This is a genomic window from Yersinia sp. LJYL362 (assembly GCF_048323875.1).
In genome coordinates, this window is the sequence record NZ_JBLWEX010000157.1 from 1 (window position 1) to 12,307 (window position 12,307).

The following is a 12,307-nucleotide window of genomic DNA, read 5'->3' on the forward strand; positions in this document are numbered from 1 at the left end:
TCAATGCCAATGCACTTAACACTAAAGTTGTTTTTTTCATGTATTCTGGCTCTCGCTATACAATTAATAATGAGTCAATAAATGGTGTATAACAGACTTATCCCATAATAATTGGCCTTGCCGCAGGCCCAGCCAACGAACCCGACAATCGAACTTATTTAGTGAATCGGGTGAATGCAAACAGCCAACATCACGGCAATTTCAAGTAAAAGGATAAAGTCGTCTTGCATAGTAAGATTAAATATGAGGGATGAAGTTCAGAGAACCAATAATGAGAAAAGTAAAAAATATTGTCCGTCTTTACAAATCTATAGTTAATTAAACGGACATTTTAGTTTTCTGCTTATTATACCCTAAATAATTCAAGTTGCTGGAAGGCAACAAGCAAGATAATCCCGATCAGTTGACGCGAGTCAATGATTCGAGTTATTGAGCGTAGCCAACGCACATGCAGCTTGAAGTATAACGGGTATATCTATTCCGCAGCCATCAAACGCCTGTATTCATCATAGGCATAAAGATCTGTCATGCCACTGATATAGTCTTGAATTAAACGCGCTCGATAATAATATTCATATATCTCATGTTGTTCTGGCGCTAAATTGCGTAACCGCTCTGTTGACTCAGCATAAGCCAGGCGGTGTTTAGTCGACAACTTATGGAACAATCTTGTCTCAATCGGGTAATCCCGATGACTGTCTTCGACGACTAATTGCGTAAATGCCGTTTGCGGCATAGCTAATAGCGGGCTATAAATATCAAGCAAGCCGCTAATAACTCTATACCCTTGTAACTCAAGCTGTTCTACTTCGGGATAATTGAATACGTGTTTCACTGCTACCTTTTTAAAAATTTGCAGTAATTTACATGCTGCACTGGAATCTTCTAATAAAGCATGATTAAACGAACCAGAAAACACTGCGGGTAGATTCTCAATAAAACGCTGAGCAGCATGCGGAACTAATTTCCCTACGGTATTAACCCGTAAATACATAAAGAATTGATCTTCCGAACTACGCCGACCTTGCCCTCGACCTAATTGACGAAATGCGCCGCCAACAACTTTATCAAACAAATCACCATGAGTCATCTCACCCCACTCTCGCACCATATGGTCATAAAGTTGTTCAACACTGAAAATATTTTTTTCGACTGCATCTTCCAAATCGGCAATGCAATAAGAAATATCATCCGCAGCTTCCATAATATAGGTTAACGGAAATCGATTAAACTCTCCCATATTAAGTTCGCGACGTAAATCTTTAACATAGTCTTCTTCAGCAAGATAAAAACCTGGCTTCTTCATCAAATAGTTATGGGAAGCGGGAATATCGCCTGACCAATAAGCAGGTTTGGTATATTTAAGAATACAGCCAACCTGTGCATATGTGAGATTAAGCTTTAATAAGCTATAAACCAAACGGATCGCTTGCGCATTGCCCTCAAACTGGCTTAGATCCTGGCGAATTTTACTGCGCAGAATATTGAGTTCAGTTTCCCCTTCCCGCAACTTTAATACATTAACCTGGCATTGATCTTTGCTCCGCGGTTCAGCACCGCCGCCTTTAGGGTCCATTTGTTTAGTAAACCAATTATTGATTGCTGATTCACCAAAATGCCCAAAAGGCGGGTTACCTATGTCATGCATCAGACATGCCATTTCTACAATACTTTCAAAAGGATCAAGCAGTTTATCTAATCCATAGGTGCTGATTTTTTTATCTTGCTTAAAACGATTGAGGATCTCTTTGGCGATATAACGGCCGACTTGCTGAACTTCCAGCGAATGGGTCAAACGACTGCGGACAGCAGCATTGCGCTCCAACGGGAAGACTTGGGTTTTTTGTTGTAAACGCCGAATAGCCGCAGAGTTTACAATCCGGCCGCGATCACTTTCAAATACCCGGGTAATCTCATATTCATCTTCAGCCGAACTGGGTTTACCAAATGGCCGCTGAACACTAATTTTCTGTTTAAAGTCGATCCCGGACATGTTACCCCCTGATCATTCATCTAAATACAGTGATACCCACTCTCAGCAGAAGATGCAATTGATTACGTGTGAACTTTGGCTGATTGCGTATGAACTGCGGCACATTACGCATTATCTTGGGTGAACTACCCGACAATCTCACTTACCTGATAAACTGTGTATGGCTTATTACAGATTAATTAATCCTTTAAAATTGGTGGATATCCATATGAAAGTAGGAATTATTGGCGCAATGGAACAAGAAGTCACATTGCTACGTGACAAAATTGAAAATCGCCAAACCTTGTCTCGCGCGGGTTGTGAGATTTACACCGGCCAACTCAATGGCGTTGATGTCGCCTTACTGAAATCCGGTATCGGTAAAGTGTCTGCCGCAATGGGTACCACTCTCTTGTTAGAACATTGCCAACCCGACATTGTTATCAATACCGGTTCTGCTGGTGGCCTGGCCTCTAGCCTGAAAGTCGGAGATATCGTGGTTTCGACAGAAGTTCGCTATCACGATGCTGATGTGACCGCTTTTGGTTACGAACCTGGCCAAATGGCAGGTTGCCCAGCCGCCTTCATTGCTGATCCAAAGTTGATTGAATTAGCTGAAAGTTGTATCAGACAATTGGATTTAAATGCCGTACGCGGCCTGATTTGCAGCGGTGATGCTTTTATCAACGGTGCAGCCCCACTAGCCCGTATTCGCGCCACTTTCCCGGAAGCTGCCGCAGTTGAAATGGAAGCAGCGGCTATCGGCCATGTTTGTTACCTATTCAAGACTCCTTTTGTTGTCGTCCGTGCTATTTCGGATGTTGCCGATCAAGAATCTCATTTAAGTTTTGATGAATTCCTGGTTGTTGCTGCCCAGCAGTCGACATTAATGATAGAAGCAATGTTAAAGTCGTTGGCTAAACACAGTTAATGGTGCGGTTTACTATTCCTTTCAGGGCTCGAGCAGCAATGATTCTGCCCCAAGCAGTGATGTTATTGTTGCTCGCCCTGTTTAACTCACCCGCGCTGGCGGCAGAGCGGATTATCAGTTTATCACCCAGCACCACAGAAATGGCCTATGCCGCTGGCCTGGGGGATAAATTGGTTGCTGTCAGTGCTTACTCTGACTACCCGGAAGCCGCTAAAAAGCTGGAACATGTTGCCTCGTGGCAAGGGGTAAATGTCGAACGTATTCTGGCATTAAAACCTGATTTGATCCTCGCCTGGCGCGGAGGGAACCCACAGCGCCCACTCGATCAATTAGCCTCTTTTGGTATTCCGATCTTCTATTCTGATCCCGTTAATATTGATCAAATCGCAGATGATCTGGATAAACTGGCCCAATACAGCTCATCTCCTGAGCAAGCACATCAGGCCGCGAAACAGCTACGCCAAGAGGTGAGCGAGTTACGTAGCCATTACGCACGTGAGTTGCCATTACCCACTTTCCTGCAATTTGGTACTCAACCACTGTTTACCAGTTCCGGTCATACATTGCAGAGTGAAGTTATTTCCCTTTGTGGCGGGGGAAATATTTTTGCGGGTAGTCGAGTTCCCTGGCCGCAAGTCAGCCGTGAACAGGTAATGACCCGCCAACCACAGGTGATCGTGGTAAGTGGTGATTCGTCTCAAGCAGATAATATCCGCGCTTTTTGGCACCCCCAACTTGCAGTACCTGTGATAACCCTTAATGAGGACTGGTTTAATCGTGCTGGCCCACGTATTCTGCTGGCCGCTAAACAGCTGTGCCAACAAATGGCCAGCATTCCATCCCCTGTGGCGGAGTCACATTAATGCTGGTCTATTGGCTGGATATTTTAGGTACTGCGGTATTTGCTATCTCTGGCGTATTGCTGGCGGGGAAGTTACGTATGGACCCGTTTGGTGTGTTGGTATTGGGTGTGGTGACGGCCGTTGGTGGTGGCACAATTCGCGATATGGCCTTAGCCAATGGCCCTGTATTTTGGGTGAAAGATCCCACAGATCTGGTTGTTGCGATGGTGACATGTCTGGCAACCATTTTGCTGGTGCGGCAACCACGACGAACCCCAAAATGGATTCTGCCCGTGCTGGATGCTATTGGTCTGGCTGTGTTCGTGGGGATCGGGGTCAATAAAGCCTTTGCTGCAGGAGCCAGCCCCCTAGTTGCTATCTGTATGGGGGTGATAACCGGTGTCGGCGGGGGAATCATCCGTGATGTCTTAGCCCGCGAAATCCCGATGATCCTACGGACTGAAATCTATGCTACTGCCTGCATCATTGGTGGTATTGTGCATGCTACGGCGTTTTATACTTTTGGTATGCCACTGCAACAAGCAATGATGCTGGGCATGGTGATAACCCTTGGTATCAGGCTTGCCGCTATCCGCTGGCGCTTAAAACTACCCACCTTTGAAATAGAGCATTAGTCGTAAATATCCCATTCCTGATTGCTAAGTACAGCCTATATTTTATACAATACACTGCCTTGTAGACTCTTTCCGAGTCTACAAGGCTGCTTATCCGCTCTGTAATTTGAGATGAAATACGTATTTTAGTGTGTGTTAAATCTTCAAGTTTTTAAATAATTAGTCGATACCCAGTATTATCGCTACCGACTCCGGTAGCGGCAGTTAAAAATGTAGTTATAAAATCATGAAATATTTTTTGTTGATGTTTTGGCTGGTTTTTCTTACCAGTCCGTCGCTAGCCCGGGGGCTAAGCGGCACAATAGATTTACATCTGACTATAGTGCCATCTTGTCTGGTGCAATCGTCAAATCAAAACGAACACGCAGTGAATGATTCAAAAATGAATTATCCAGAAATACAGTGTCATAGAGGAAATGGATTGGTTACGGAACCTAAAATCAGCCATTCTTTTATTGCATCAAATGGCCCACATGTTAGCAAAACCCGTGTGGACCAGATGGCGCAATTGATTACTGTAGAATGGTAATATTCAGATATAAAAAAACCGCAACTGTTAAGGCTGCGGTTTTTTTTATCAAAATCTTCGGTGATTTTATACCCAAAAGCATTGGTGTTACAGCAAGGCAGCAAACGAGTAAATCCCGATGAGCTTACTCAAGTAAGTGATTCGGGTGCATGAGTGCCGCTAATATAGCTGTAGCCCCAAGGATGAAAGGTAAGTTAGATGCTGAAAGAAGAACCGCAGCCACAAGTACTCTTCGCATTCGGGTTAGTCACGATAAAGCGAGAGCCTTCCAGGCCTTCCGTGTAATCCACTGCACCGCCCACCAGATATTGCAAGCTCATGGGATCAACAACCAGCTCGACACCTTGCTTCTCAATGGTCATATCGCCGTCGTTAATCTGATCATCAAAAGTAAAGCCATACTGGAACCCGCTGCATCCACCACCGGTAATGTAAACCCGCAATTTCAGATTTGGATTTTCCTCATCAGAAATCAGCAGTTTCACTTTTTTTGCCGCTGCCTCGGTAAACTGCAGGGGCAGTACTGTTTCATCGCTCATACTCATCACTCCCAACCGGTATTCGAGGTGCAGGTTACTACAATGGCAGCCTGATCTGTGTATTGATTATCTAATACCCGAGTAATTCATTCAAGTATTGTGACTTAATGTTATATATTATCTACCTGTTTGAGTACTACTTTCAACCGCGGCCTGCTGTTCTGCTGCCTGCTCTTGTCTTTGTAATGTGCGGGCCAAAATAGCTGAATACAAGGGCTGCCCCCCCATAAACTGCGCTATTAACGTCGCCCCCAAACAAGTCACAATCATTGGCAAAATAAGTTGATAATTATCGGTCATTTCCAGCACCAAAACTATCCCAGTCAATGGCGCACGTACCGAGGCGGCAAACAGAGCGCCCATTCCTGCAATGGCAAAAGTACCTGCATCTATACTGTATTGCGGGAAAAAGTGCGCGCAGGATAAACCAAAAGCGGTGCCCAGAATGGTTCCCAGAGCCAACATCGGGGCAAATATCCCACCGGGTGCACCAGAACCAAAACACAGTAAAGTGGTAATCACTCTGGCGATAAAAATAAACAGCAACATACCAATGCTGAAGTTGCCGGCGACTGCAATAGGGATTAATGCAAAACCGCCGCCCACGGCCTCACCATGAACCAATGCAAGTAAGCCACACATCCCACCCAACAGGCCACCTATCAGTACCAACTTGCGCCAGTCACCGCCGTGAAACCGCATAAATGCATCTTGCGTGCGAAATATTAGCGCATTGAACATCACTCCCACTGCGCCGAAAATAATACCTAACAGTAAATAGAGCCATAAGGTATTCAAAGGGACATCACTGATGTTTACCTACATCAATAATTGCACGTTCACCATTAAAATAACGGTAAACGATAGTTGAAGTGATAACCCCAACAAATACAGCTTTAATAGAAACCAAGCTGTAGCGGAACTGCGAGCGCATCTCTTCGATAACAAATAAAATCCCAGCTAACGGAGCATTAAAAGCGGCTGACAGCCCCGCAGCAGCACCGGTCGCTAATAATGAGTGACGCGCTTCAGCGCTGCGTAGACGGAAGATATCGACAATCATCCGCCCACTGTTACCCCCCATTTGTACCATTGGCCCCTCTCGGCCTAGCACCATGCCAGCACCGAGCGTACCAAGCCCGCCAATGAACTTGACCGGGATAACGCGCCACCAGCGAACCGGGCGCATCTCTTCCATTGCCCCCTCTATTTCAGGTATCCCTGACCCTCCCGCCTCGGGCGCAAAACGGCGCACCAGAAAGTAACCCACCATGGCTAGCACTGCTGACATCAGAAAAGCCAGCGGCCAAACTAAAATGGCATTATCAGCAACCTTAGCGACAGTCGCTAACCTTTCTTGCTGTATCCAATCTACCCCGCGGTCAAATGCTACCCCCAACAACCCCGTGACCGCCCCGACAACTGCGGCCATGATAAGAATAACTAAGGGTGTGGTATCACGATTAACCAATGCATGGATAAAACGACCACGTTTGACTTCAGAAATACCTTCATTAGGTATGTTTTGCGTTGAATCATTCATAGTTTGTAGGCTTGTCAGTTAAATAATAAGTAATACAAATTCGCAGTATGAGTCTAGTCTACACACGGATAATGCGCTTGCTTAAACGCCCATGAAATGATCTCGCTCAGGAAAGGCTTTTTTCTTGGGTTTGCGGCACGCCGCGCAAGCTCTTCGCTAAATATGCCCAATCATTTGATAACCGCTGCCAGTACTTTAGAATAAGCCACATTGTTGATTGCCAAGGTTGATGTTACCAATGTTAATGTCGCCTATTTCAGGAGCCGTTTATGAGTAAATCCGAAAGTCTGTATACCCAGGCAAAAGAGTTGATCCCAGGCGGGGTTAACTCTCCGGTGCGTGCATTCACTGGCGTCGGTGGCGTCCCATTATTCATCGAACGTGCCGATGGCGCTTATCTGTTTGATGTGGATGGTAAAGCCTATATTGATTATGTTGGCTCTTGGGGGCCAATGGTCTTGGGGCATAATCATCCGGCAATTCGTCAGGCCGTGATTGAAGCCGTGGAGCGCGGTCTGAGCTTTGGTGCGCCGACAGAAATGGAAGTCAAAATGGCCGAGTTGGTCACCAATTTAGTCCCAACCATGGATATGGTGCGGATGGTCAACTCCGGAACTGAAGCAACTATGAGCGCCATTCGTCTGGCCCGAGGCTTTACTAACCGCGATAAGATCATCAAATTTGAAGGCTGCTATCATGGCCATGCAGACTGTCTGCTAGTTAAAGCCGGTTCAGGCGCTCTGACACTGGGTCAGCCTAATTCACCCGGTGTACCTGCTGATTTTGCCAAGCATACCCTGACTTGCACTTATAACGATTTAGCGTCTGTGCGTGAAGCTTTTGAGCAATATCCCCACGACATCGCCTGTATTATTGTCGAGCCTGTCGCCGGTAACATGAACTGCGTGCCACCATTGCCAGATTTCCTACCGGGTCTGCGCGCATTGTGTGACGAGTTCGGCGCACTGTTGATTATTGATGAAGTAATGACCGGTTTTCGCGTGGCATTAGCCGGGGCGCAAGATTATTACGGTGTTGTTCCTGATTTGACCTGTCTGGGTAAAATCATCGGTGGCGGTATGCCAGTGGGTGCCTTTGGTGGCCGTCGCGATGTGATGGATGCATTGGCTCCAACAGGCTCGGTTTATCAGGCTGGTACGCTATCCGGTAACCCAATTGCCATGGCTGCAGGTTTTGCCTGTCTGACTGAAGTTGCTCAGGTGGGTATCCATGAAACCCTGGCTGAACTGACTGACTCACTGGCGACAGGCCTACTCCATGCCGCAAAAGCAGAGAATATTCCATTGGTGGTTAACCATGTCGGCGGGATGTTCGGCTTATTCTTTACTGATGCCCCAACCGTGACATGCTATCAGGATGTGATGAATTGCGACGTCGAGCGCTTCAAACGCTTCTTCCATTTAATGTTGGAAGAGGGTGTTTATTTGGCTCCTTCAGCCTTTGAAGCTGGCTTTATGTCAGTGGCGCACAGCAAAGAAGACATTCAGAAAACTGTGGATGCCGCTCGTCGGAGTTTTGCACAGCTTTAATATCAATACATTAACCATCTCCCTATTCCGGGAGATGGTTAAAAAGTAAATTTCACACTTTCTGATAACTCACTTAATCAACTTGAGCCATAGATATAACGCCATCCCAAACCGATGAGATAATTGATAAAACTCGGCTACCGCCCCTGTTTACGCAATAAATAAACAAAATAGGGAGCGCCGATAAATGTCGCCAATAAACCCGCTGGAATCTGATTTGGGAATAACAACATCCGGCCGCACCAATCGGCAAATACCATTAATAAGCCCCCCAAAATAGCCGCAATAAATAGTTGTGGAATGGCACGACGGAAGCCCAACATACGGGCCATATGAGGCGCCATTAGGCCGACAAAACTGAGTGGCCCAACGGTTAATGTAGCTGCTGCCGTCATGATGGCGGCCAATAGCAAAATAGCTAACCGGCTCGGTGCCAGCGCTACGCCTAGAGCTCTTGCCGTCACACTCCCCAATGGCAAAATCATTAACCAACGGCGGCACAGCGGTGCTAATGCGATCAGAACCAGAGCAATAACACCGGTACTGAGTGCTTGCGGGCCATCAACAGCATAGGTAGAGCCTGAAATCCATGCCAGCAAGCCGCGCATTCGTGGATCACCACTGGCTAGTAACATGGTGATTACCGTGGTAAAAGCGGTGCTCAGTGCAATCCCGGCCAATAGCATTCTCCCGGGAGAAAAACCGCCCCGCCCAGCAACGATCAGAATCAATAATAAGGTCGTGGCAGCGCCTAAACTACCTGCGGGTAGCAACCATGCCAGTGCATTACCAGGAACGATAAACATCATTATCACCACACCAAAAGATGCGCCAGAGCTTATCCCCAGCACTTCGGGGCTGGCCATCGGATTACCTGTAAGTTTTTGAATTAATGTTCCCGCGACCGCCAGCATCATACCGGCGGCCAATGCCGCTAATACCCGTGGCCAGCGCCAGTGTAATAATGCCTGAATATCATCACCGCTAATCCAATTCCAACCGTAACTATCACGACCAAACATCAGTGCCACGGCTAATCCAGCGAGCAGGATGAGTAAACCACCGCTGATCCATAGGCCCAAATGTTGCCGTTCAGCGGGAACGTTATCGCCAAAATCCATGCTGGGGGCCGTCGCGCTATGTAAGCGGGGCAATAGCCATAATAGTAGTGGTGCACCAATCAGCGCAGTTGCCGCTCCAGTGGGAATTTCTTGCCAAATCTGTGCCAACCAGATTAGCCCTTGATCTGTTACCCACAACAATAAAGCCCCCAATACAGGTGCCAAAATCAGGCGTTGCGATAACCGGCGCGCACCAAGAATTTTTGCCAACAAAGGTGCAAACAGGCCAATAAAACCAATAACACCTACAGCATTGACCAACATTGCACTAAACAGAATTGCCAACCCCAACGCACTCAGCCGTGCCAATGACAGCCCTAACCCGAGATTACGAGCGACACCATCATCCAGCCCGAGCAAGGTTAATGGACGAATCAATAAAGCGGCCAATACCCCCGTTATCAGCAAGCGGGGCAGCAAAAACTGTACCGTGCTCCAATCTTGTTGGTTCAGAGCACCACTACTCCACAGGAACAAACCTTGCAGTTGATCATAATTAAATAGCGCCAGTAAGTTACTGACCGCGCTACAGTAAAGACCGAGTACCAAGCCTGCCAGTATCAGAGTAACCGGCGACATACGCTTACCCCAGGCCACACCAAATACCAACACACCAATAAGGATACCACCGGTCATTGCTGCCAGTTGGCGGGTTAATTCACCACCGGGTAGCATCCATAACGTCGCGATAGTCAGGCCAAGCTGGGCTCCCGCAGCCACGCCCAATGTGGCAGGTTCAGCCAGTGGGTTACGTAAGATTTGTTGGAACAAAACCCCCACCAGCCCCAATCCAGCACCGGTTAACAATGCCACCGTCAGCCGAGGAAGTTGACTGTAATGGAATAACATTTGGCGCACGTCATCGCTGTCAGGCTGCCATAGTGCGGCCCCCCAGAGCGAGGCTGGTAATACCTGACTAAAATTGTATAACGTCAACGCCACGGCAAAAATCAGCAGTAAGCTCAGTAAGCTGGCCGGCAGAAACCAGTTTTTACGCAGAGTCTTGGCCATCATGAAGATTTGCCCCATGCCGATTCTAATAACCGCACAAATCGCATGGCAGATAATGTCGCGCCATAGAACCATACCGCAGGCAGTATCTGTAATTGATTTTGACGCACAAATGACATGGATTGCCATAATGGTGTGCGGGTAACCTGTTGTAGCATTTCACTATTACCATGAACAAAGCACATTGCTCGCCCTGGTTTTACTGTCGCTAAACGTTCGATTCCCACCACTGCACTGCCCCAGATATTAGTCTCACCCTGCCAGGCATTTTTAATATTCAATTCGTTTAATACATCCTGGAACAAGCTACCTTGGCCGATGACCAAGGCATGGCGAGTGTCCAACAGAGAAAACATCAGTAATGATGTGTTACGGCTAGCGGAGAAGCGTTGGCGAGCAGCTTGCATAAATTGATTAAAATCATTGAGATGTTGTTCGGCAGCGGCCTCTAATCCAAGACGCTCCCCTAGTACACGCAGTGAATTTTTACCGACGGCAAGAGGGGTACTGCCCTGTTGGCTAAAAGCAAAGCTCATCGAAGGGGCGATCGGAGCGAGTTTTTCCGGTGAAGGGCCGAAACCTTCAGACATCAGAATCAGTGACGGAGCCATTTGCTGTAGCAATTCCAGATTAGGTTCTGTGCGCTGGCCGACATCAATAACACTGGCGGGTAATTCAGGTTCCTCAACCCATAAACGGTAATTATGGGTATCTGCCACACCATACGGCGTCACCCCCAAAGCCAGTAATAACTCAACAGGCAACCATTCCAGAGCAATCACCCTGCGGCTATCAATCTTAGGAGAATTTACTGCCCATCCAGACAATGAATACAATAATGGCGATAAGGCCAGCGCAGTGAGCAATCTGCGGCGAGTAAGGCCTGGTGGCGTCAGATGGATGTGTTTGATGGGTAAATGCATTTTCATTAATACACGAAACTTACCGGCGCACCACCGGCCGGATGGGGCAATATTCCCATAGGAATACCGTAAATCTGTTCCAGAACAGCACCTTGCATCAGGCTTTCAGCAGGGCCTTGCGCTATCATCTCACCACCACGTAGCGCCACCAAATGGTCGCAATAACGGGCCGCCATATTGATATCGTGTAATACCGCAATAACTGTCAGGCCACGCTCTCGACTAAGGCGCTGAATCAGCCCCAACACCTCAACCTGATGTGCGATATCGAGTGCCGAGGTCGGCTCATCAAGCAGCAGGCATCGGCTATTTTGCGCCACCATCATAGCCAGCCAGGCGCGTTGGCGTTCACCACCGGATAAGCTGTCGACCAACCGATTCGCCAGAGGTTTTAAATCCACTAGCGCAATCGCTTCTTCCACCTGCTCGCGGTCTTCCTGACGAAAACGCCCCAGCGCACCATGCCACGGATAACGACCAATCGCGACCAGCTCGCGCACGGTCATCCCTTCAGCTGCCGGTAATTGCTGCGGCAAATAAGCGACTTCACGGGCAAAAGCCTTGTTGTCCCATTGGGATAATGCCACATCATTGAGCAACACCTTGCCACTGGAAGGCGGTTGATGGCGACCCAGCATTTTTAAAAGCGTCGATTTACCGGAACCATTATGACCAATCAGCCCGCAAACTTTCCCTTGCGGAAATGTCAGT

At 47.5% G+C, this 12,307-nt stretch carries 9 protein-coding genes and 1 pseudogene; 4 read left to right on the forward strand and 6 right to left on the reverse strand.

The genetic code is table 11. From position 1 onward, the window contains the following. Window positions 1-475: 475 nt before the first annotated feature. Window positions 476-1,993, reverse strand: coding sequence for a dGTPase (dgt, locus tag ACNSO8_RS07400; protein ID WP_418394263.1), 1,518 nt, complete (start codon window positions 1,991-1,993; stop codon window positions 476-478). Between the two features lie 208 nt (window positions 1,994-2,201). Here dgt and mtnN point away from each other — a divergent pair, with 208 nt between their 5' ends. From mtnN to ACNSO8_RS07415, 3 genes are read left to right on the forward strand one after another with little or no spacing between them, the layout of a single operon-like run. Beyond that, window positions 2,202-2,903, forward strand: coding sequence for a 5'-methylthioadenosine/S-adenosylhomocysteine nucleosidase (mtnN, locus tag ACNSO8_RS07405; RefSeq protein ID WP_418394264.1), 702 nt, complete (start codon window positions 2,202-2,204; stop codon window positions 2,901-2,903). Beyond that, window positions 2,903-3,766 carry a vitamin B12 ABC transporter substrate-binding protein BtuF gene (gene btuF / locus ACNSO8_RS07410; RefSeq protein WP_418394265.1) on the forward strand — a complete coding sequence of 288 codons (864 nt, stop codon included), beginning with the start codon at window positions 2,903-2,905 and terminating at the stop codon, window positions 3,764-3,766. Before mtnN ends, btuF begins: the two co-directional genes overlap by 1 nt. Beyond that, window positions 3,766-4,380 (forward strand): TRIC cation channel family protein, encoded by a 615-nt coding sequence (locus tag ACNSO8_RS07415; protein ID WP_019211026.1) that lies wholly within the window; start codon window positions 3,766-3,768, stop codon window positions 4,378-4,380. The genes btuF and ACNSO8_RS07415 overlap by 1 nt, the downstream gene beginning before the upstream one ends. A 723-nt stretch (window positions 4,381-5,103) precedes the next feature. On the opposite strand, the gene erpA is transcribed toward ACNSO8_RS07415, so the two are convergent. Together erpA and clcA are read right to left on the reverse strand one after the other, a co-directional pair. Beyond that, on the reverse strand, window positions 5,104-5,448 hold the full coding sequence (erpA, locus tag ACNSO8_RS07420) for an iron-sulfur cluster insertion protein ErpA (RefSeq protein ID WP_004706254.1): 345 nt from the start codon (window positions 5,446-5,448) through the stop codon (window positions 5,104-5,106). Between the two features lie 117 nt (window positions 5,449-5,565). After that, a pseudogene (gene clcA / locus ACNSO8_RS07425) lies at window positions 5,566-6,991 on the reverse strand (H(+)/Cl(-) exchange transporter ClcA). Window positions 6,992-7,260: 269 nt separating this feature from the next. Between clcA and hemL the strand changes: the two are divergent. Then, entirely contained in the window at window positions 7,261-8,541 is a 1,281-nt protein-coding gene (gene hemL / locus ACNSO8_RS07430; RefSeq protein WP_418394266.1) for a glutamate-1-semialdehyde 2,1-aminomutase, read from the forward strand. Window positions 8,542-8,678: 137 nt separating this feature from the next. On the opposite strand, the gene fhuB is transcribed toward hemL, so the two are convergent. The 3 genes from fhuB to fhuC all read right to left on the reverse strand — a co-directional run. Continuing rightward, window positions 8,679-10,676, reverse strand: coding sequence for a Fe(3+)-hydroxamate ABC transporter permease FhuB (gene fhuB / locus ACNSO8_RS07435; RefSeq protein ID WP_418394267.1), 1,998 nt, complete (start codon window positions 10,674-10,676; stop codon window positions 8,679-8,681). Continuing rightward, window positions 10,673-11,602 carry a Fe(3+)-hydroxamate ABC transporter substrate-binding protein FhuD gene (gene fhuD, locus ACNSO8_RS07440; protein ID WP_418394268.1) on the reverse strand — a complete coding sequence of 310 codons (930 nt, stop codon included), beginning with the start codon at window positions 11,600-11,602 and terminating at the stop codon, window positions 10,673-10,675. The genes fhuB and fhuD overlap by 4 nt, the downstream gene beginning before the upstream one ends. Then, window positions 11,602-12,307: Fe3+-hydroxamate ABC transporter ATP-binding protein FhuC (fhuC, locus tag ACNSO8_RS07445; RefSeq protein WP_418394269.1), on the reverse strand; the 706-nt coding region annotated here is incomplete at its 5' end. The genes fhuD and fhuC, both read right to left, overlap by 1 nt.